We start from the raw sequence: 20364 nt of genomic DNA, 5'->3' as shown, positions 1-20364 counted from the left end.
GGAGTATCGCCCACCGTGACGTGTTCACACCGCCCGGAGCAGCACCGCCGGTTGTTCCACGCAGTCCGCGACGAAGCGGAGGAAGCCGCCGGCCGTACCGCCGTCGCACACCCGGTGGTCGAAGGTGAACGACAGCTGGACGACCTGACGCACCGCCAGTTCGCCCTGGTGCACCCACGGCTTGGGGGTGATCCGGCCGACACCGAGCATCGCCGCCTCGGGGTGGTTGATGATCGGCGTGGAGCCGTCGACACCGAACACGCCGTAGTTGTTGAGCGTGAAGGTGCCGCCGGTCAGCTGGGCCGGGGTCAGTCCGCCGGAGCGGGCCGCCTCGGTGAGCCGGCCGATCTCCGCCGACAGCTCCTCCGTGCTGCGCCGGTGGGCGTCCCGGACGACCGGCACGACCAGGCCGCGATCGGTCTGCGCCGCGAAGCCGATGTGCACCTGCGGCAGCACCACGATCTCGCCGCGCTCGGTGTCCACCGTGGAGTTGAGCTCCGGGTAGCGGGCGAGGGCCGCCGCGCAGATCCGCGCGAACAGCGCGAGGACGGAGACCTTCGGACCGCCCGCCGCGTTCATCGCGGCCCGTGCCGCGAGCAGCTCCGTCGCGTCCGCGTCCACCCAGCAGGTGGCGTCGGGGATCTCCCGCCGGCTGCGGCCGAGCTTCTCGGCCACGGCACCGCGGATGCCGCGCAGTGGGATGCGGGTGCCCTCGGCGGCCGGTACGGCGGCCGCCGCCGGGGTGACCGCGGCGATCGGCGCGGTGGACCCGGCCGTGATGGCCCGTTCCACGTCGGAGCGCAGGATCAGCCCGTCGGGGCCGGATCCCGTCAGAGCGCGCAGGTCGAGGCCGTGCTCCCGGGCCCTGCGCCGCACCAGCGGGGAGATGACGGCGACGGGACCCTCGTGCCGGACCGGTACGGCGACCGCGGCCACAGGAGCCGGAGCGGGGGCCGGCGCGGGGGCGACCGCGACGGGAGCCGGCGCCGGACGGACCCGGCGGCGCCGGGCCGCGGGACCGCTGGTGCCGTAGCCGACCAGGACGTTGCCGGACCCGGACCCGGACCCGGACCCGGAGTCGCCGTCGGCGGAGGCTGCCGGGGCGGCGGGCGCGGGGGCACCTGCCGCCTGCCCGTCGGCGGAGCCGACCGCGACGGTCAGCAGCGGCCGCCCGACGTCGAGGGTCTGGCCCTCCTCGCCGAAGCGCGCGGTGACCACGCCGCCGTAGGGGCAGGGCACCTCGACCACGGCCTTGGCCGTCTCGACCTCGACGACCGGCTGGTCGATGGCGACGACGTCGCCGACCTGCACCATCCACCGCACGATCTCGGCCTCGGTCAGCCCCTCACCCAGGTCGGGCAGGGCGAACTCGCGGACGACGGCCATCACGCCTCCTCCCACTGCAGGCGCCCGACCGCGTCCAGGATGCGGTCGACACCGGGCAGGTGGTGCCGCTCCAGCATCGGCGGCGGGTAGGGGATGTCGAAGCCGGCGACCCGCAGGACCGGGGCCTCCAGGTGGTGGAAGCAGCGCTCGGTGACCCGGGCGGCGATCTCGGCGCCCACACCACCGAAGCCGGTGGACTCGTGGACGACGACCGCGCGGCCGGTCCGGCGCACCGAGGCGGTGACCGTCTCGTCGTCGAAGGGCACCAGGCTGCGCAGGTCGACGACCTCCAGGTCCCAGCCCTCCTGCACCGCGGCCTCGGCCGCCTCCAGGCAGACCGGGAGCGACGGGCCGTAGGTGATGAGGGTGGCGGAGCGGCCGCTGCGGCGGACGACGGCCCGCCCTATGGGGGCCACCTCCTCCGGGGCGTCCGCCGACCAGTCGGCCTTGGACCAGTAGAGCCGCTTCGGCTCGAGGAAGATCACCGGGTCGTCGGAGGCGATCGAGGCCCTCAGCAGCCCGTAGGCGTCCGCCACCGTGGCGGGGGTGACGACGTGCAGACCGGGGGTGTGCGCGTAGTACGCCTCGGACGCGTCGCTGTGGTGCTCGACGCCGCCGATGCCGCCGCCGTAGGGCACGCGGATGGTGATGGGCAGCGGCATGGCACCGCGCGTGCGGTTGCGCATCTTGGCGACGTGGCTGACGAGCTGCTCGAACGCCGGGTAGGCGAAGGCGTCGAACTGCATCTCGACCACGGGGCGCATGCCGTACATCGCCATGCCCACGGCCGTGCCGAGGATGCCGGCCTCGGCGAGCGGGGTGTCGGTGCACCGGCTGTCGCCGAACTCCTTGGCGAGGCCGTCGGTGATCCGGAAGACGCCGCCGAGGGTGCCGATGTCCTCGCCGAAGAGGTGGACCGACGGGTCCTCGGCGAGGGAGTCGCGCAGCGCGCGGTTGAGCGCCTGGGCCATGGTGGCCGGCTTGCGTCCGGCGGCCACGGGGGTCGCGGTGGTGGCGGTGCTCATGACTGTGCCTCGGCCTCCAGCTCGGCCCTCAGCATCGCGGCCTGCTCGCGCAGCTGCGGGGTGGGCTCGGCATAGACGTGTGCGAACAGGTCCATCGGGTCGAGGACCGCGTCCTCGTTCATCCGCTCGCGCAGCGCGGCGGCCATCCGCTCCGCGTCCTCCGCGGTGTCGCGGACCATCGCCTCGTCGAGCAGGTCCCGCTCGCGCATCGCGCGCTCGAGCACGGCGACCGGGTCGTGCTCGCGCCAGGCCTCGACCTCGGAGTCCTCCCGGTAGCGGGTGGCGTCGTCGGCGTTGGTGTGGGCGTCCATGCGGTAGGTGATCGCCTCCACCAGGGTCGGGCCTCCGCCCTCGCGGGCGCGGGCCACGGCCTCGGTGAGCACGGCGTGGACGGCCGCGATGTCGTTGCCGTCGACGAGCCGGCCGGGGATCCCGTAGCCCACGGCCTTGTGGGCCAGCGACGGGGCGGCGGTCTGCTTGGCGAGCGGCACCGAGATGGCGAAGCCGTTGTTCTGCACGAGGAAGACCACGGGGGAGCGCCACACGGCGGCGAAGTTCAGCGCCTCGTGGAAGTCGCCCTCGCTGGTGCCTCCGTCGCCGACCATGGCGAGCGCCACGACGTCGTCGCCCTTGAGCCTGGCGGCGTGCGCCAGGCCCACGGCGTGCGGCAGCTGGGTGGCCAGCGGCGTGCTGAGCGGGGCGACCCGGTGCTCGCGCGGGTCGTAGCCGGTGTGCCAGTCGCCGCGCAGCAGCGTCAGCGCCTCGACGGGGTCGACGCCGCGGGCGACGGCGGCGAGGGTGTCGCGATAGCTGGGGAACAGCCAGTCCTGGGGCTCCAGGGCCAGTGCCGCGGCGATCTCGCACGCCTCCTGGCCGGTGCTGGAGGGGTAGACGGCGAGCCTGCCCTGCTTGGTGAGCGCTGTGGCCTGCCGGTTGTAGCGGCGGCCGCACACCAGCTGCCCGTACATCGTGGTCAGCAGTCCCGCGTCGAGGGCGCCTGCCTCGGGGGTGCCGAGCAGTCGGTACGGCTCAGGGTCGGGCAGCAGCGGCGCCGGGTCGGTGCGGGGTTGCCAGACGTGCTGGTCCAGGACGGTCATCGCGAGCACCTCCTCGTGGGCGTGTTCGATCGGGGGAGCGGGTATCGCTCCCCTACCGATTGTTCGGTCGCCGGAGGCATTTTGGCTACAGGTGTGTCCTGCCTGTGGACAAACGGTTCTCCACACCCTGAGATGGAGCCAGTACGTCCATGCTAGGGAGGCTCGGGGGCGTGACGGATTCCCAAATTTCTCGGGGCGGCGCCCCGGGACCGCAGGCAGCGGCACCGGACACCGGTCCGGCGGCGGTGCGTCCGCTGGACGCCATCGACCGCGCGATCCTGCGCTATCTGCAGGAGGACGGGCGGGCGTCCATACGATCGGTGGCGGAGCACGTCCATGTGTCCCGTGCCAACGCCTACGCCCGGATCAACCGGCTCATCGAGGACGGGGTCATCCGCGGCTTCACGGCCCGGGTGGACCACGAACGCGCAGGTCACGGCGCTTCCGCGTACATCACCCTGAAGATCGTGCAGAACTCCTGGCGCACCGTGCGGGAGAAGCTGCTGGAGCTGCCCGGGGTGGCCCACATCGCCCTGGTGAGCGGGGACTTCGACGTACTGCTGCTCGTCCACACACCCGACAACCGCAGCCTGCGGGAGCTGGTGCTGACCCGCATCCAGGCGGTGCCGGAGGTGCTCAGCAGCCGCACGCTGCTGGTGTTCGAGGAGACCGACCGGGTGCTGACCGACTGACCCGCAGGCCCCGCCCACGGGCCCCGTCCGCGCGCTCCCCCGTCCGCTAACCCGCGGCGTACTTCTTCAGGAAGGCCGTCACGGTGGCCCAATTGGGGTCGTAGCCGAGCATGCCCACGCCGTGCTGGGGTCCGGCGACGATCTCGAGCCGGTTCTCGGGCGCCTTCTTCGTGGCCCTGCTCAGTGCCTCGGTCGACTCCGCGAACCCGGTGTCGCCCGCCGCCGCCATGTAGAGCACGGGCACGGTCAGCCGGGGCACCGCGGAGCCCGCGTCCATGGTCCCGTAGGTCTCGGGTGCGGAGAGCGAGACCACGGCGTCGACCGGTGGGTCCACCGACGCGGCGCCCTCCAGCACGGCCGTGCCGCCCTTGGAGGCGCCCATCAGCAGGACGTGCCGTACGCCTTTGGCGCGCAGGAACGCCACGCCTCCCACGACCTCGGGCACCTCGCTGCCGTTGGAGTCGACGACCAGGACCCGGTAGCCGTCCTTCACCAGGAGATCGGCCTGCGGCATCCATTGGCACATGTCGCCGTCCGCCTGGTGCATCAGCAGGACGGCCGTGTCGCCCTTGCCGGCGAACCAGGCGTCCACGGGGTTGGCGTCGGTGTCGTCGTAACCGACGGATCCGGCCTTCGCCTGCGCGGCCGTCAGACAGCCGAAGTCCTCCGGCGGTGCGGCGTCGGCGGCCTGTCCGCCGCCGTCACCCCCTCCGCACCCGGCGAGCAGCAGGACGGCGACCGAGGCGGCGCACAGGCGGGCACGCGAGGTGAGTGACATGACCCTGATCGTGGAGCTTGGTCTGGACCATCGTCAAGAGACGCGCAACCCGTCGAAGGCCAGCCGCACGACGGCGTCCACGACGGCGGCGTCGTCGTGCTCCCGGGTACCGGCCGCGTGCGGCTGGTACCACTCGACTATGGAATTGATCATTCCGAAGAGCAGCCTGGTGGCCAGCCTGGGCTCCACGTCACCCCGCAGGTCCCCCTCCGCGACGGCCGACTTCAGCAGGTCGGCGACCCGGTGGTCGAACTCCCTGCGGCGCTCCATGGCCGCGCGCTCGGTCGTGGTGTTCCCGCGCACCCGCAGCAGCAGCGTGACGTAGGGCAGCTCCGCCATCAGCACCTCGGTGGTGCGGCGCGTGACGTACTCCAGCCGCTCCACGGCGCGCCCGCCGCTCGCCCCGGGCTCCTCCAGGATGCCGAAGAGGCCGTCGAGGGCACGGCCGACGGCGCGCTCCAGGAGTTCCTCCTTGCCCCGCACATGGTGGTAGATCGAGGACTTCGAGATGCCGGCGGCCCGCGACAGGTGCTCCATGGACGTGCCGTCGTAACCGCGCTCGATGAAGACCGCCACGGCCACGGCCAGCAGCGAGTCCGGGGTGTACGTGTCCCTCTTGGGGGCGGAGGTGCCGCGCTGTGCCATGGTCATGATTAGAGCAGTCTCCCCTCGGCCGCCGCGCGGCGGTTCAACGGGCGGGACGGCGCGTAGCGCCCGCCGGGGTACGCCTGGTGCAGGTTGCGCAGCACCTCGCGGACCCACTCGGGGCCCAGTTCGTCACCCCAGGCCAGCGGACCCCGCGGGTAGTTCACGCCCAGCCGCATCGCGGCGTCGACGTCCTCCGGCGAGGCCACCCCGCGGGCGACGGCGTCGGTGGCGAAGTCCACCAGCATCGCCACGGTACGGGCGACGATCATGCCGGGGACGTCCTCGATGACGCTGACCTTCTTGCCCAGCGCCTGGAACAGCCCGATCGCCGCCTGCACCGTCTCCGGACGGGCGGAGTCGGACGGGGCGACGGCGATCCGGGTGGCCGCCCGGTAGTCCAGCGCGAGGTCGAACTGGACGTAGTCGACCGCCGGGCCCGTGGTGGCCGGTCCGCCGTCCGCCAGGTAGAGCCGACCGCCGCCGGGCAGCTCGATGTAGCCGTCGTCCGGGTCGGCGATCTCTCCGTCCAGCACCTCGATGCCCGCCTCGGCGATCATCCTGGGCAGCACCGCGGCCGGGCCGCGGCCGCCCATGCACACGGTGACCTCGGCGGGCGGCTTCTCCGGCCCCGCGGTGCTGGGCGCCGGAGCGGCCGCGCCCCGGGAGTGGTCGTACCAGCCGTGCCCGCTCTTGCGGCCGAGCCTGCCGGACTCCACCAGCCGCCGCTGGGCGAGCGAAGGGGTGAACTTGGGGTCCTGGAAGAAGGAGTCCCATACGGAGCGGGTGACGGCCTCGTTGACGTCCTGGCCGATGAGGTCGGTGAGCTCGAACGGGCCCATCCGGAAGCCGCCGCTCTCCCGCAGCACCGCGTCGATGGTGGCCGGGTCGGCCACCCGCTCCTCGTGGAGCCGGAAGGCCTCGGCGTAGAAGGGTCGCGCGACCCGGTTGACGATGAAGCCGGGGGTGTCGGTGCAGCGCACCGGCGTCTTGCCCCAGGCGGCGGCGGTGTCGTACGCGGTGCCGGCGGCCGCCTCGTCGGTCGCGGCGCCGGAGACCACCTCGACCAGCGGCAGCAGCGGGGCGGGGTTGAAGAAGTGCAGGCCCACGAAGCGGCCCGGCAGGCGCAGCGCGCCGCCCACGGCGGTCACCGACAGCGAGGAGGTGTTGGTGGCCAGCAGGCAGTCCTCGGGGACCACCGACTCCAGCGCCGTGAAGAGCTGCTGCTTGGCGCCGAGGTCCTCCAGGATCGCCTCGACGACGAGCGACACGCCCGCCAGTTCCTCGATCTCCCGGACGGCCGAGAGCCGCCCGCGGGCCGCGTCGCGCTCTTCGGCGGACAGCCGGCCCTTCTCCACCAGGCGGTCCAGCCGTTCCCCTATGGCCCGCTCGGCCTGCTCGGCCCGGCCCGGCCCCGCGTCGCAGAGGCGCACGGGATGCCCCGCCACCAGTGCGACCTGGGCGATCCCCTGGCCCATCGTCCCCGTGCCCACCACCGCGACCGTGCTGGATCGGTCAAGAGCGCTCATCGCCGCCACTGCTCCTCGCCGGTTGTCCACAGCTTGGGTCGGCCCCCCTTGTCCCGACCGAACATTCGGTTAATCTAGCGGTGAAGCCAGCACCCTGCCCACCCCAATCCAGCTCGACGAGGAGTTGGCCCCATGGCTGCCGATCTCACCGCTGTCCCGTCGGTCGAAGCGCACCGCGAGACGCTCGACAAGGCGCTCGAGGCGATCCGTACCCGCGAGTACTGGTCCCCGTACCCCGAGCACCCCAAGGCATACGCGGACGGCGAGACCGCCCAGGCCGCGTTCGACGCCCTGCGCGGCACCCGCTTCGACCTGGACCAGCCCGGCACCGACGGCTGGACCGCCGGCGAGGTGTCCCCGTACGGCATCGAGCTGGGCGTGGAGTACCCGCACCCGGACGTCGACGTGCTCCTGCCCGCGATGAAGGCCGCGATGCCCGCCTGGCGCGAGGCCGGCCCGGAGAACCGCGCCCTGGTCTGCCTGGAGATCCTGGCCCGGATCAACGCGCGCACCACGGAGATGGCCCACGCGGTCATGCACACCTCCGGCCAGGCTTTCATGATGGCCTTCCAGGCCGGCGGCCCCCACGCGCAGGACCGCGGCCTCGAGGCCGTCGCGTACGCCTACGTGGAGCAGGTGCGCACCCCCGGCACGGCCGAGTGGGTCAAGCCGCAGGGCAAGCGCGACCCGCTGACCCTGCGCAAGGACTTCACGGCGGTGCCGCGCGGCGTCGCGCTCGTGATCGGCTGCAACACCTTCCCCACCTGGAACGGTTACCCGGGCCTCTTCGCCTCGCTCGCCACCGGCAACGCGGTCGTGGTCAAGCCGCACCCGCGCGCGGTTCTCCCGCTGGCGCTGACGGTCAGGATCGCCCGCGAGGTGCTCGCCGAGACCGGCTTCGACCCGAACCTGGTCTGCCTGGCCGCCGAGCGGCCCGGCGAGGGCCTGGCCAAGACCCTGGCACTGCGCCCCGAGGTCCGCATCATCGACTACACGGGCTCCACCGCCTTCGGCGACTGGCTGGAGGAGAACGCCCGCCAGGCCCAGGTCTTCACCGAGAAGGCCGGCGTCAACACCGTCGTCGTCGACTCCACGGACGACTACAAGGGCATGCTGTCCAACCTGGCCTTCTCCCTGTCCCTGTACAGCGGCCAGATGTGCACCACCCCGCAGAACCTGCTGATCCCGCGCGACGGAATCGCCACCGACGACGGCCACAAGGGCTTCGACGAGGTGGTGGGCGACCTGTCGGCCGCCGTCGGCGGGCTGCTCGGCGACGACGCCCGGGCCAACGCCCTGCTGGGCGCCCTGGTCAACCCCGACGTGAAGGCCCGCCTGGAGGCGGCCGCCTCCCTCGGCGAGGTCGCCCTCGCCTCCCGCGCGGTCCCCAACCCCGACTTCCCGGACGCCGTGGTCCGCACCCCGGTGATCGTGAAGCTGGACGGCGCCAAGCCGGACGACGAGGCGGCCTACATGTCGGAGTGCTTCGGCCCGGTCGCCTTCGCGGTCGCCATGGACTCCACCGACGACGCGGTCGACCTGCTGCGCCGCACCGTGCGGGAGAAGGGCGCCATGACGGTCGGCGCCTACACCAGCTCCGACGAGGTGGAGCGGCAGCTCGAGGAGGTCTGCCTGGAGGAGGCCGCCCAGCTCTCCCTCAACCTGACCGGCGGGGTGTACGTCAACCAGACGGCCGCCTTCTCCGACTTCCACGGCTCCGGCGGCAACCCGGCCGCCAACGCGGCCCTGTGCGACGGCGCCTTCGTCGCGAGCCGCTTCCGGGTCATCGAGGTCCGCCGCCAGGCCTGATCCGGCCCGCCCGCACCACCGACAGCCCCGTCCGGAGCAGCCCTGTCACTCCGGACGGGGCTGCTCCGTACCCACCTGCGCGTAGCGCTGGATCCAGGCGTGCATGGCGATGGCCGCCGCCGCGCCCGCGTTGATCGAGCGCGTGGAGCCGAACTGGGCGATCGAGCAGACCGCCGCGGAGTGCTTCCACGCCTCGTCGGTCAGCCCGGGCCCCTCCTGGCCGAAGAGCAGCACGCAGCGCCGGGGCAGCTCGGTGGTCTCCAGCGGCACGGCGCCGGGGAGGTTGTCGATCCCGATGATCGGCAGGTCCTCCGCGGCCGCCCACGCGGCCAGCGCCGCGACGTCCAAGTGGTGGCGCACGTGCTGGTAGCGGTCGGTCACCATGGCGCCCCGCCGGTTCCAGCGGCGCCGCCCCACGATGTGCACCTCTTTGGCCAGGAAGGCGTTGGCGGTGCGCACCACGGAACCGATGTTGAAGTCGTGCTGCCAGTTCTCGACGGCGACGTGGAAGTCGTGGCGCCGGGTGTCGAGGTCGGCGACGATCGCCTCCCGCGTCCAGTAGCGGTACTCGTCCACCACGTTGCGGCGGTCGCCGTGCGCGAGCAGTTCGGGGTCGTAGCGCGTGTCCTCCGGCCAGGGCCGCGGGTGCGGCCCGACGCCCACCTCGGGGCCGAAGCCGTCGTCGTACTGCAGCGGCTCGGCCGCGTCGTCCTGGCTGGTGCTCACACCACGAGGTTAGAGGGGGCGGGCTCGCCGGCCGGTCCCGGCCCTCGCTGCCCCGCGATCGCCCCGGCCCGCGCCTCCTCCGCGTCCCCCGCCTCCCCCGCCTCCTCCGCGTCCTCCGCGTCCTCGGCGTTCTCGGCGTTCTCCGCGTCCCGCGGCCCGGCGTCCTCCGGTCCCCCTGGGCCGCCCGCTCCCCCGCCGCGCCGCACCAGCCGCCCCACCCGGTCGCCCGCCCAGCGCAGGAAGCCGGTGGGCAGGAAGACCGCGTCGGCGGCGATCATCGCCAGCGAGAAGAACGGCAGTCCGAGGACGACCGCGATCGAGGCGTGCTCGACCATCATCAGCGCGAGCAGCACGTTCTTCACCCGGCGGTTGAAGAGCGTGAAGGGGAACGCGACCTGGACGATCACCGTGCCGTAGGTGATCACCATGACCATCAGGCCGCTGGCGGCCATCGCGTGGGACAGCTCGGGCCAGGGGCTGAAGTCGTCCAGGTGCAGCGGGTAGTACAGCGCGGTGCCGTCCTGCCAGCGCGAGCCCTGGACCTTGTACCAGCCCGCCGTGGAGTAGATCAGGCACACCTCGACGACGATCACCAGCAGACCGGCGGCGTGCAGGACGTTGGCGAGGATGTCGAGCACCGTGCGCGGCTCACCCGGCGCGTACCGCCGCACGGCCCACCACCCGGCCTGCAGCAGCAGGAACCCCCACAGGAACGGCGTCCAGCCGAGCCAGGGCAGCAGGCCGTCGGTCCAGGTCAGCCCGGTACGGCCGAGCAGCTGCGCCACGGCCAGCACGAGCCCGAGGACGATCCACAGCGCGATCCCCGCGCCGTCGCCGTCCCGTCCCCTGGCCCGGCGGCGGGCGTCGAGCGACCAGACCCGCCCGCACCGGGTGAGCACGAGGTAGATCGCCAGCAGGTGGATCACGTTGTCGCCGCCGTCGCCGACGAACACGCTGCGGTTCTGCAGGGAGAGCACGCCGATCATGAACAGCAGCGAGGCCGTGCGGGTGCGCCAGCCGAGCAGCAGCATCAAGCTCGCCGCGATGGCGCCCGTGTAGACGACCTCGAACCAGGCGTCGGCCCTGCCCCACAGCAGCAGGGTGAAGGCGTGGTTGTCGGCGACGAGCCGGTTCGCCAGGTCCCAGCTCCAGACCCCGTCCGGCCCGTAGAGCTCGTGGCGGTGCGGCCACTCGCGCAGCAGGAACAGCAGCCAGGTCAGCGAGACGCCGATCCGTACGACGGCGGTCTGGTAGCGGCCGATGGTGCCGCCGGTGATCCGGGCCAGGCCGCGCGAAAGACCGTCCGCGGCGGAGCGGGTCAGTCCGGCGAAGGGGGACGGTACCGGGGCCGCCGGGCGGCCTGCGGCGGGCACCGGCTCGTGCACGCCCCGGCCCGCGGACTCCTCGACGGCCCTGTGCGCGGCCTCGTTCACTGCTTCGCTCACGACGCGTCCTCCCCGCCCTCGTCCTCGTCCGCCACGTCCGAGCTCCACCAGGGCAGCACCCGGAAGCTCGTGCGCGTGTCGATCTTCTCGGGGCTCCAGGTGGGCGCCGCGACCGCCGTGCTGCCGGTCCGCACCTGCAGGCGGACGACGTCGCCGCCGTTGAGCCGGGGCCCGAAGCGGTCCTCCACGATGCGCTGCAGGTACTGCCTGCTCAGCTCGCCGCGCATGCCCAGGGGCTTGTCGTCCTCACCGTGGGAGGCGGCGTAGAAGGTCCACGCCCGGCGCAGCTCGTTCTGCTCGGTGTGACTGGGCGCGACGTTGTGCCTGATGGCCGCGATGTCCATGGCCGTGAGGTCGACCCAGCCGGTCACCTGGCTGCCGCCGTCGTCCTTGCGCACCTCGGCGCGCGCCCACACGTGGATGTTCTGCTGGAGCGGATTGGGCGCGAAGAGCTTCCAGTTCTGCTCGAACTCGGGGTAGATGTAGCTGCCGACCAGGTCACCGTGCTTCTTGGTGGCGGTGTTCGCCGGCGCGACGTGCAGGAAGACCATGAGCAGGTGCACGGCGACACCGACCGCGGCCGCCGCCAGGGCCAGCGCGACCACGATCCGCGCGGGCTGTGACAGCGTGGCTATCCCGGGCGGTGCCCCGGACTCCTCGGGTGGCTCCATCGTGGTCTCCGCTCCTGTTCCCCGTGTTCCGCTCAGCACGGAACGGTACTCATGCCCCACGCGTGCGGTACAGCCGTCCCGGTCAGCACGGGCCACGGGTCCCACGGGAAGGGCAGGGGGACGGTGACGGGGCTGTGGACTTCCCCGCCCGGCCCCCCTAATCTGACACATCGTCAGAATCGATGCGTCCGGGAGGTCGGGCCATGGACTTCAGCTTCAGCGAGGAGCAGCTGGCGGCCGTCGAGGCGGCACGGGCGGTGTTCTCCGGTGTCGCTCCCGACTCCGTGCCGAGCCCCGCGCTGACCGCCGGAGCGGTCGCCGAGGACTTCGACCGCTCGCTGTGGCGCCGTCTGGCCTCGGCCGACCTCCTCGGCCTGGTGCTGGACGAGACCTACGGCGGCGCCGGCCTCGACCCGGTCGCGCTCTGCCTGGTGCTGCGCGAGGCCGGGGCGGTACTGGCCCGGGTGCCGCTGCTGGAGACCTGCGCGGGCGCGCTCGCCGTGCAGGCCGACGGCCCCGAGGAGCTGCGCGCCCGGCTGCTGCCCGCGATCGGCCGCGGCGACCTCGTGCTGACCGTCGCCTCGGCGGGCCGCACCGGCCACGACGGCGCGGAGCTCGCCGTCACCGCGCGGCCCGCGGACGGCGGCGGAAGCGACAACGGGAACGGGGACGGGGACGGGGACGGCGCCCCTCGCGACTGGTTGCTCGACGGCGTCCAGACAGCAGTCCCCTGGGCCCCGCACGCCGACCACGTCCTGGTCCCGGCCTCCGCCCCCGGGGGCCGCACCGTCATCGCCGTCGTCCCGCGCGAGGCGGTCACCGCGGCCGAGCAGATCTCGACCAGCGGGGAGCGTCACGCCGAGCTCCGGCTGGACGCCGTCCGCGTCCCCGCGGGCGACGTGATCACCGCGGACGGCGCCTGGGACCGGCTGCGCCGGCTGCTGACCACCGGCACCTGCGCCCTGGCCCTCGGGCTCGGCACCGCCGTGCTGCGCATGACCGGCGCCTACATCTCCGAGCGCAGGCAGTTCGGGCACCCGCTGGCCACCTTCCAGGCGGTGGCCGTGCAGTCCGCCGACCGCTACATCGACCTGCGGGCGATGGAGGTCACCTGCTGGCAGGCCGCCTGGCGGCTGGACCCCGCCGACGTCGCGGTCGCCAAGATCTGGGCCTCGGAGGGCGTACGACGGGTGGTGCAGACCGCGCAGCACCTGCACGGCGGCTTCGGCGCCGACACCGACTACCCGCTGCACCGCTACCACGCCTGGGCCAAGCAGCTGGAGCTGTCCCTCGGCCCCGCCGCGGCCCACGAGGAGGAACTGGGCGACCTGCTGGCCGCCGGGGCCTGAGCGCCCGGCCGGACGCCTCCACGGCCCCATGGTGCCGCAACCCCGGCCCGGGACCCCGGCCCCCGTGGTCCCGGCCCGAGCGGCGCACCGCCGGGCGCCTCAGAGCACGTGCGCCGGGCCCGTGCCGTCCGTCACCAGCGGGCGGCCCGCGGCCTCCCAGCCGAGCATGCCGCCGTCGACGTTCACCACGTCGAGGCCCTGCGCGATCAGGTACTGGGCGACCTGCGCCGAGCGGCCGCCGACCCGGCACACGACGTGCACCCGGCGGTCCGCCGGGACCTCCCCGAGACGGGCGACGACCTCGCCCATCGGGATGTGCACCGCGCCCTCGGCGTGCCCGGCGTCCCACTCGTCATGCTCCCGCACGTCGAGCAGGTAGCCGTCGGCGGGGACCTGCGCGGCGTCCACCGCGGGCAGCTGGGCGTAGAACATGGAACGGACTCCTTCGGTCAGGGCGTGCACGTCGAACGTACCCGACCCGCTAGTCGGACCCCTTCGAGGAGCGCACCAGCTCCGCCAGCCGGGCCTCGCGGTTGGCGACCTGGTTGAGGAGGTTCTCCGCGATCTCGTTGAGCAGCCCGTCCGGGTCGTCCGGGGACAGCTTCATCATCTGCGCGATCGCGCTGTTCTCCAGCTCGGCGGCGAGCACGGCCAGCTGCTCCTTGCGCTGCGCCAGCCACTCCAGCCGTGCGTACAGCACCTCGGCCTCGCTGGGCCGCGCCTCCTCCGGGACCGGCCCGGCCTCCCACTCCGCCGCCAGCTCGCGCAGCCGCTGCTCGTCCGCGTAGGTGTACGCCTCGTTGACCCGGGCGATGAACGCGCTGCGGCGCTCGACCTCGGCCTCGTCCTGCGCCAGGTCCGGGTGGGCCTTGCGGACCAGCTCGCGGTAGAGCCGCTGCGCCTCCTTGCCCGGCCGCACGCGGCGCGGCGGGTTCGGGTCCTCCTGGGGCCGGACCCCGTCCGAGCCGAGCAGCCCCTCGAAGAGCTCCTCCACCCCCGGCATCGGCATCACGAGGGCCCGCGCCTCCCAGGCGCGCTCGATGTCCTCGCGGGCGCCGCTCCGCGCCGCTACCGCCTCGGCGATCAGCGCGTCGAGCTCGTCGAGCCGGGCGTACATCGGGCCGAGCTTCTGGTGGTGCAGCCGGGAGAAGTTCTCGACCTCCACCCTGAAGGTCTCCACCGCGATCTCGAACTCGATCAGGGCCCGCTCGGCGGCACGCACCGCCTGGGCCAGCCGGTCCTGGGGTTCGGAGGATGCGGCGGCCGACTCGGTGCCGGGGGCCGACTCGGTGCCGGGGGAATTCGTCACCGGTCCAGCCTACGAGGAGTGGGGGGCGCCGGTCACAGGCTACGGCCTGGTAGCTGCCTCCGGCACACCGGCGCCCGCGCCCTCACACACCCTCTTCGGCCGCGATCCGCCCGGCCCGCACCTCCGCCACCAGCTCGGCGTGGTCCGCCTCGGTCCGGTCGGCGTACGCGATCGCGAACGCCGCGACCGCCTCGTCCAGTTGCCCGCCCTTGCCGCAGTAGCCCGCGATCAGCCGCGGGTCCGCGGAGTGCGCGTGCGCCCTGGCCAGCAGCGCGCCCGTCATCCGCGCGTAGTCGTCTATCAGGCCGGCCTCCAGCTCCGCGGGGTCCACACTGCCCTTGCGGTTGCGGAACTGCCGCACCTGGTACGGCCGGCCGGCCACGTCCGCCCAGCCCAGCAGGCTGTCGCTGACGACCTGCATGCGCTTCTGGCCCAGCACCACGCGCCGCCCCTCGTGCTCCGCCGCAGGCGCGTCGAACCCGGCCTTGCCCAGGTACGGCAGCAGCGCGGAGGGCCGGGCCTCCTTCACCTGCAGCACCAGCGGGTGCCCGAGGTGGTCCAGGAGCAGCACCACGTACGAGCGGGTGCCCACGCTGCCCGTCCCGACCACCCGGAACGCCACGTCGTGCACCGCGTAGCGGGCCAGCAGCGGCCGCCGGTCCTCGCCGATCGTCGCCAGGTAGCCGGCCTCCGACAGGGCTCCGGCGACCGCCGCCGCCTCCTCGTCCGGCACCCGGCGCAGCACCGGGGGCGCGTCGACGAAGCGGCGGCCGCCGCCCTCGACCTCCTCCGTGGCCCGCGCCGCGAACTTGGCGCTGGTGTTGCGGCGTGCCTTCCCGGCCACCAGGCGCAGCGTGCCCGCCAGGTCGCGGGCGTCGGCGTGCGCGACCAGTTCCTCGTCGGCGATGGCGTGCCAGGCGTCCAGCACCGGCATCCCGGCCAGCAGCCGCATGGTGCGCCGGTACGCGCCCACCGCGTCGAAGGCGGCGCCCCGGCAGGCGTCCTCGTCCGCCCCGGCCTCCCGCCCGGCCAGCACCAGGGAGGTGGCGAGGCGCTTGACGTCCCACTCCCAGGGGCCGTGGACGGTCTCGTCGAAGTCGTTGATGTCCATGACGAGCCGGCCCAGGTGGTCCCCGTACAGGCCGAAGTTGGCGGCGTGCGCGTCACCGCAGATCTGGGCGCCGATCCCGGTGACCGGGCCGCCCGCGAGGTCGGCGGCCATCAGCCCGGCCGAGCCGCGCAGGAAGGCGAAGGGGCTCGCCGCCATCCTCCCCACCCGCAGCGGGACGAGTCCCGGGATGCGCCCGAGGCCGGACTCCCGCACCGCCTCCACCGCGCCCGGCCGGTCGGGGCCCGGCGCGAAGGCCGCGTGCGCCTCGCGCGGCACGGTCTCCCGCAGCGCCTTGCCCTCCTGCTTGGGCGCGCCGTCGTGCGGCCATCTCCGGAACCCCGCGACGTGCGGGAGCCTGCGCTCCATGTGCTCTCCCTCCCCGTGGGCCATGCCCGGTTGGTCACTCCTGGGGGCAATCTAGCCATTTACCGGACCGCGTCGGATGTTTCATGCTTGCCTGGACGGTGAAGACCCGACCCTGATGCTCTTTCAGCCTTCCGCGCCGAACCGCAGCCGAACCTCAGGTGCCCGACGTTGGACGAGATGACCAGGCTTCCCACGACCACGACCCCGCTCACGGCCACCGGCGTGTCCGCGCTCGTACGCCTCGCCGTGCTCTGCGTCGGCCCCGACGGCGACATCTCGTACTGGAACCGCGGCGCCGAGGAGCTCTTCGGCCACCGCTGGGAGGGCGTGTTCGGCCGCCCCGCGGCCGGACTGCTGCCGCACACCGCGGGCCGGCACCCCGGCGAGCAGGACGCCCTGGAGGTGCTGGACGACCTCACCCGCTCCGCCTGGGCCGGCGCGCTGCCCACCACCGACCGCGACGGCGGCGTCAAGGACGTGGTGTGGTGGTCCTACCGCATCATGGAACCGGCCGGCCGGAGCCTGCTGGTGATCGCCGCCAACGCCCGCCCGCTGCGCGACACCGGGCCGCGCCTCGCGCTCGGCGACCACCTGCTGCCGTACACCGCCGACGGCACCACCGCCCGCGGCACCGTCCGCATCACCCCGCGCCTCGCCCCGGTCGCCGACCCCGCGCACGCCGAGCACCTGGCCGGCCGGCTGGGCTCGGTGCTGCCCAGGGTCAGCGCGGGCCGGCTGGACCGGATCGTCCGTCAGATCGTTCCGCTGGGCTACCCGGCGGTGGAGGTCGACGGCACCGTGCTGCTCCCCGTGCTCCCCGAGGAGTACGGCACGACCGTGGCCCCGCCCCCCGTGAACCCCGCCACCGGCCGCACCGCCCGGCCCACCCGGCCCGCCCCGCACCCTGAGCTGCTGCCGGGTCCGCGCGCCGACGTCACCGAGCCGGCGCCGGTCCCGGTGGCCGCCCCCAGCCCCTCGCTCGCCCCGGGGCACGTGCTGGACGAGCAACTGGCCCTGCTGCGGGAGACCGGGGCCAAGGTGGGCACGACCCTCGACCTGGCGACGACCGCCCGCGAGCTGTGCGCCGTCACGGTGCCGCGCTTCGCCGACTTCGCCGCCGTCCTCGTCGTCGACCAGCTGTTCTCCGACGCGGAGCCGCCCAAGGACGACCTGTCCGGGGACACGATCATGGCCCGCCGGGTCGCCGTGGCCCACACGGACACCACCCCGGGCCCGTGGGCGGCCACCCTGCCCGAGGGCGAGCTGATCCCGCTGCCGGCCGACTCCACCCCGCGGCTGGGCGAGCCGCTGCTCGTGCCGGTCATAGATCCCGCGCTCGCCCAGGACATCGCGCTCGACCTGGGAGTCCCCGGGCTCGGCCCGTTACTTCCCGAGCGGTCGATGGTCGTCGTACCGCTCACCGCGCGCGGCACGGTGCTGGGGCGGATGTGCTTCCTGCGCCACCCCGGCCGCCGTCCCTTCGACGCCAAGGACGCCGCGACCGCCGCGGAGGTCGCCGCCCGGGGCGCCGTGCACCTGGACAACGCCCGGCTGCACCGGCTGGAGTCGCGCGCCGCCGCGACCCTGCAGCGCAGCATGATGCCGACCCGCCCGCCCCGCATCCCCGGGGTGCGGATCGCCCACCGCTACATGCCCGGTGACCGCCAGGCCCAGGTCGGCGGCGACTGGTTCGACGCCATCCAGCTGCCCGGCGGGCGCGTGGCGCTGATCGTCGGCGACGTCATGGGCCACGGTCTGCTGTCGGCTGCCGTGATGGGCCAGTTCCGCACCTCCGTGATCACGATGGCCGCGCTCGACCTGCCGCCCGCGCAGTTGCTGCGGCACCTGGACAACCTCGCCCACCGCCTCGGCGCCGAGCACCTGGCGACGTGCGTGTACGCGGTCTACGACCCGATCCACCGCACCCTGACCCTCGCCAACGCCGGCCACATCCCCCCCGTGCTGGCCCGGCACGACGGCCGCAGCGAGCTGCTGCAGATCCCCAAGGGCGCCCCGATCGGCGTCGGCGGCGTGCCCTTCGAGACGGTGGAGATCCCGGTCCCGGACGGCAGTTGGCTGGTGCTGTGCACCGACGGCCTGGTGGAGGTGCGCGGCCAGGGGATAGACGCCGGACTGGCGGCGCTGTGCTCCAACGTCATCGAGCCGCAGCAGACCCCCGAGGACGTCTGCGAGCAGATCCTCAGCCGTGTCCACTCCGACGACCGCCGCGACGACGTGGCGCTGCTGGTCGCCAACTTCCAGGGCATCCCGCCCGAGGACGTCGCCGAGTGGCGGCTGACGATGGACGTCTCCGACGTCCGGCGGGCCCGCGCGCTCACCCGCGAACAACTGGCGCGATGGGGGCTGCAGGGGCTCAGCGACCTGACCGAGCTGCTCGTCAGCGAGCTGGTGACCAACGCGCTGCGGGTCGCCTCGCACGAGGTGTCGCTGCGGCTGATGCGGGTCGGCAAGCTGATGGTCGAGGTCAGCGACGACGACCACAATCTGCCGCAGCTGCGCCGCGCGGACGCCGACGACGAGGAGGGCCGGGGCCTGGCGCTGGTCAGCAACCTCTCCCGGCGGTGGGGCACCAGCCGCAAGGCGGTCGGCAAGGTCGTCTGGTTCGAGCTGCCGCTACCCGTCTGACCTGGGGCGAATCAGCCTAAACCGCTCCTATCCGCCCAGATGTAACCTACAAGTATGCAGGCCGGGAAAAACGCCTCCGTGGAGACGATCCACCGCGAGATGACCGCGTTCGCCCGCCGCGCACGCGCCGCGGCGGCCCGCATGCACCCGCAGCTGTCCCTGGTCGCGTACACCTTGCTGGCCCACATGAGCGATCGCCGGGACTGCCGGGCCACGGACCTGGCGCAGGCGTTCCTGCTCGACAAGTCGACGGTCAGCCGCCAGGTCGCCACCCTGGAGCGGCTGGGCCTCGTCGAGCGGCGTCCCGACCCCGCCGACCACCGCGTCCAGGTGCTCCTGCCGACCACGGCGGGCGCGGCCGTCCTCGCGGAGGCGACCAATGCGGCACGGCGCAGCGTGTGCGGGAGACTCGCGGACTGGGACGACACGGACCTGGCCCGGTTCGCCGCGTACCTGACCCGCTACAACGACGCCGCGGAGCGCCAGGACTGACGGGTCGGCAGTTGTTCACGACCGCCCTCAGCGGCAGGCTTCCGCGCCTTCCGCGCAGGCCGCGGCACCGTCCGCGAGGTACTTCTCGGCCCACGACCCCAGCTCCCCCAGGGCCGGCCCGAGCGCCTCGCCCGCCTCGGTGAGCCGGTAGCTCACCCGCAGCGGGGGACCGGGGTCCACCTCGCGGACGACGATGCCCGCCTCGGCCAGCTCCGTGAGCCGGTCGGAGAGCATCCGTTCGCTGATCTTGGGGATGGCCCGGCGCAGCTCGACGAAGTACGCCGGCCGCTGCGTGAGGACGGCCACGATCAGGCCGCTCCAGCGCTTGCCGAGGATCCCGAAGACGCGGGTCAGCCCGACGTCGACCTTGGCGCACGGCTCCGCGTCGTGCGCGGCCGGCTCAGTCCCCTGTCCCATGGCCACAAGGGTACCCGGCTTGTCATCACGTGCTGCAGAAAAGTAAGGTCCTGTGGTACCAATAGCCGCGAACGAATTTTTCACTCCGAACTTTACGGAAGTGGAGGCACCCCCATGCCCACGCTGCTGCACATCGACTCGTCCATCTGGCCCTCCGAGACCTCCGCGTCCCGTGACGTGGCCGCCTCCTTCCGCAAGGAGTGGGAGGCCCAGCACCCGGGCGGCACCGTGATCTACCGCGACCTGAACGCCGAGCCCGTGCCGCACCTCGACGCGACCCATTACGTGGCCGGCGCCGAGCACCCGCTGCGCGGCGAGCTGGCCGACGAACTCGAGCGGGCCGACGCCCTGCTCATCAGCGCGCCGATGTACAACTTCTCGATCCCCAGCACCCTCAAGGCCTGGCTCGACCAGGTGATCATCCTGGGCCGCACCGCGGGCGAGCAGCCCTCCGCCGCGGACACCCCGGTCGTCGTGGTGGCCAGCCGCGGCGGCGGCTACGGCCCCGGCACCCCGCGCGAGGACTTCGAGTTCGTGACCAACTACCTGGAGAAGGTCCTGCAGGGCTGCCTGGGCATCACGAACGTCGAGTTCATCGTCCCCGAGCTGACCCTGGCCCGCGCCGTCCCGGCGATGTCCGGCCTGATCGAGGCCTCGGACCTCTCCCGCACCAAGGCGCACGAACAGGCCGCCGCCAAGGCCAAGGAGCTCGCGGCGCGCGTCGCCTGACCCCCGTCCCGGCACGGACGCCCCGGAACGCCGAGGGGCCGGGGGGGGGGGGGCCCCCCGGCCCCCCCACCGGAGGGCCCGCAACCCCGGCGCGGATAAAAAAAACAACCGCCGCCCCCCAAAAAGTTTTTGTGTATGACGG

At 73.5% G+C, this 20364-nt stretch carries 19 protein-coding genes; 6 read left to right on the top strand and 13 right to left on the bottom strand.

What is annotated here, in order from left to right:
• Positions 1 to 24: 24 nt before the first annotated feature.
• From ACFW3D_RS09850 to pdhA, 3 genes are read right to left on the bottom strand one after another with little or no spacing between them, the layout of a single operon-like run.
• Positions 25 to 1386 carry a dihydrolipoamide acetyltransferase family protein gene (locus tag ACFW3D_RS09850; protein WP_500503306.1) on the bottom strand — a complete coding sequence of 454 codons (1362 nt, stop codon included), beginning with the start codon at positions 1384 to 1386 and terminating at the stop codon, positions 25 to 27.
• A complete protein-coding gene (locus tag ACFW3D_RS09845) occupies positions 1386 to 2411 on the bottom strand; it encodes an alpha-ketoacid dehydrogenase subunit beta (RefSeq protein ID WP_500503304.1) in 1026 nt (341 codons plus the stop codon). Before ACFW3D_RS09845 ends, ACFW3D_RS09850 begins: the two co-directional genes overlap by 1 nt.
• On the bottom strand, positions 2408 to 3508 hold the full coding sequence (gene pdhA / locus ACFW3D_RS09840; protein WP_500503302.1) for a pyruvate dehydrogenase (acetyl-transferring) E1 component subunit alpha: 1101 nt from the start codon (positions 3506 to 3508) through the stop codon (positions 2408 to 2410). The genes ACFW3D_RS09845 and pdhA overlap by 4 nt, the downstream gene beginning before the upstream one ends.
• Positions 3509 to 3657: 149 nt before the next feature.
• Here pdhA and ACFW3D_RS09835 point away from each other — a divergent pair, with 149 nt between their 5' ends.
• Positions 3658 to 4200, top strand: coding sequence for an Lrp/AsnC family transcriptional regulator (locus ACFW3D_RS09835; RefSeq protein WP_078619887.1), 543 nt, complete (start codon positions 3658 to 3660; stop codon positions 4198 to 4200).
• A 46-nt stretch (positions 4201 to 4246) separates the two neighbouring features.
• On the opposite strand, the gene ACFW3D_RS09830 is transcribed toward ACFW3D_RS09835, so the two are convergent.
• From ACFW3D_RS09830 to ACFW3D_RS09820, 3 genes are read right to left on the bottom strand one after another with little or no spacing between them, the layout of a single operon-like run.
• The gene (locus ACFW3D_RS09830) at positions 4247 to 4978 is read right to left on the bottom strand and encodes an alpha/beta hydrolase family protein (RefSeq protein WP_500503301.1); all 732 of its coding nucleotides are present in this window, start codon (positions 4976 to 4978) and stop codon (positions 4247 to 4249) included.
• Between the two features lie 33 nt (positions 4979 to 5011).
• Positions 5012 to 5629, bottom strand: coding sequence for a TetR/AcrR family transcriptional regulator (locus ACFW3D_RS09825; RefSeq protein WP_500503299.1), 618 nt, complete (start codon positions 5627 to 5629; stop codon positions 5012 to 5014).
• Between the two features lie 2 nt (positions 5630 to 5631).
• The gene (locus ACFW3D_RS09820; RefSeq protein ID WP_500503297.1) at positions 5632 to 7152 is read right to left on the bottom strand and encodes a 3-hydroxyacyl-CoA dehydrogenase; all 1521 of its coding nucleotides are present in this window, start codon (positions 7150 to 7152) and stop codon (positions 5632 to 5634) included.
• A 132-nt stretch (positions 7153 to 7284) separates the two neighbouring features.
• On the opposite strand from ACFW3D_RS09820, the gene paaN reads away from it, so the two are divergent.
• Entirely contained in the window at positions 7285 to 8961 is a 1677-nt protein-coding gene (gene paaN / locus ACFW3D_RS09815) for a phenylacetic acid degradation protein PaaN (RefSeq protein WP_500503295.1), read from the top strand.
• 45 nt (positions 8962 to 9006) lie between these two features.
• Here the strand turns inward: paaN and ACFW3D_RS09810 are convergent, their stop codons facing one another.
• From ACFW3D_RS09810 to ACFW3D_RS09800, 3 genes are read right to left on the bottom strand one after another with little or no spacing between them, the layout of a single operon-like run.
• Positions 9007 to 9687: a TrmH family RNA methyltransferase gene (locus ACFW3D_RS09810; protein WP_500503293.1), complete on the bottom strand. Its 681-nt coding sequence runs from the start codon at positions 9685 to 9687 to the stop codon at positions 9007 to 9009.
• Positions 9684 to 11072 carry an HTTM domain-containing protein gene (locus ACFW3D_RS09805; RefSeq protein ID WP_500503519.1) on the bottom strand — a complete coding sequence of 463 codons (1389 nt, stop codon included), beginning with the start codon at positions 11070 to 11072 and terminating at the stop codon, positions 9684 to 9686. The genes ACFW3D_RS09810 and ACFW3D_RS09805 overlap by 4 nt, the downstream gene beginning before the upstream one ends.
• A 56-nt stretch (positions 11073 to 11128) precedes the next feature.
• Positions 11129 to 11803, bottom strand: a complete 675-nt coding sequence (locus ACFW3D_RS09800; RefSeq protein WP_500503291.1) for a DUF5819 family protein — start codon at positions 11801 to 11803, stop codon at positions 11129 to 11131.
• A gap of 203 nt (positions 11804 to 12006) precedes the next feature.
• Between ACFW3D_RS09800 and ACFW3D_RS09795 the strand changes: the two genes are divergently transcribed.
• Positions 12007 to 13152: an acyl-CoA dehydrogenase family protein gene (locus ACFW3D_RS09795; RefSeq protein ID WP_500503289.1), complete on the top strand. Its 1146-nt coding sequence runs from the start codon at positions 12007 to 12009 to the stop codon at positions 13150 to 13152.
• Between the two features lie 99 nt (positions 13153 to 13251).
• On the opposite strand, the gene ACFW3D_RS09790 is transcribed toward ACFW3D_RS09795, so the two are convergent.
• The 3 genes from ACFW3D_RS09790 to ACFW3D_RS09780 all read right to left on the bottom strand — a co-directional run bounded on the left by ACFW3D_RS09790 (position 13252) and on the right by ACFW3D_RS09780 (position 15938).
• On the bottom strand, positions 13252 to 13584 hold the full coding sequence (locus ACFW3D_RS09790; RefSeq protein ID WP_500503287.1) for a rhodanese-like domain-containing protein: 333 nt from the start codon (positions 13582 to 13584) through the stop codon (positions 13252 to 13254).
• Positions 13585 to 13633: 49 nt separating this feature from the next.
• Positions 13634 to 14461, bottom strand: a complete 828-nt coding sequence (locus ACFW3D_RS09785) for a hypothetical protein (RefSeq protein WP_500503285.1) — start codon at positions 14459 to 14461, stop codon at positions 13634 to 13636.
• Positions 14462 to 14543: 82 nt separating this feature from the next.
• Positions 14544 to 15938 (bottom strand): DUF2252 domain-containing protein, encoded by a 1395-nt coding sequence (locus ACFW3D_RS09780; RefSeq protein WP_500503283.1) that lies wholly within the window; start codon positions 15936 to 15938, stop codon positions 14544 to 14546.
• A 177-nt stretch (positions 15939 to 16115) separates the two neighbouring features.
• Between ACFW3D_RS09780 and ACFW3D_RS09775 the strand changes: the two genes are divergently transcribed.
• Together ACFW3D_RS09775 and ACFW3D_RS09770 are read left to right on the top strand one after the other, a co-directional pair.
• A complete protein-coding gene (locus ACFW3D_RS09775; protein ID WP_500503281.1) occupies positions 16116 to 18584 on the top strand; it encodes an ATP-binding SpoIIE family protein phosphatase in 2469 nt (822 codons plus the stop codon).
• A gap of 54 nt (positions 18585 to 18638) precedes the next feature.
• Positions 18639 to 19076: a MarR family winged helix-turn-helix transcriptional regulator gene (locus tag ACFW3D_RS09770; RefSeq protein WP_500503279.1), complete on the top strand. Its 438-nt coding sequence runs from the start codon at positions 18639 to 18641 to the stop codon at positions 19074 to 19076.
• 27 nt (positions 19077 to 19103) lie between these two features.
• Here ACFW3D_RS09770 and ACFW3D_RS09765 read toward each other — a convergent pair whose 3' ends face one another.
• Positions 19104 to 19493, bottom strand: a complete 390-nt coding sequence (locus ACFW3D_RS09765; RefSeq protein WP_500503277.1) for a winged helix-turn-helix transcriptional regulator — start codon at positions 19491 to 19493, stop codon at positions 19104 to 19106.
• A 114-nt stretch (positions 19494 to 19607) separates the two neighbouring features.
• Here ACFW3D_RS09765 and ACFW3D_RS09760 point away from each other — a divergent pair, with 114 nt between their 5' ends.
• Entirely contained in the window at positions 19608 to 20222 is a 615-nt protein-coding gene (locus tag ACFW3D_RS09760; protein WP_500503275.1) for an FMN-dependent NADH-azoreductase, read from the top strand.
• Positions 20223 to 20364: the final 142 nt, after the last annotated feature.

It is taken from the genome of Streptomyces sp. NPDC058864 (genome assembly GCF_042742985.1).
In the GTDB taxonomy this organism is placed as follows: Bacteria; Actinomycetota; Actinomycetes; order Streptomycetales; family Streptomycetaceae; genus Actinacidiphila.
This window is presented reverse-complemented; position numbering and strand designations above follow the sequence as displayed.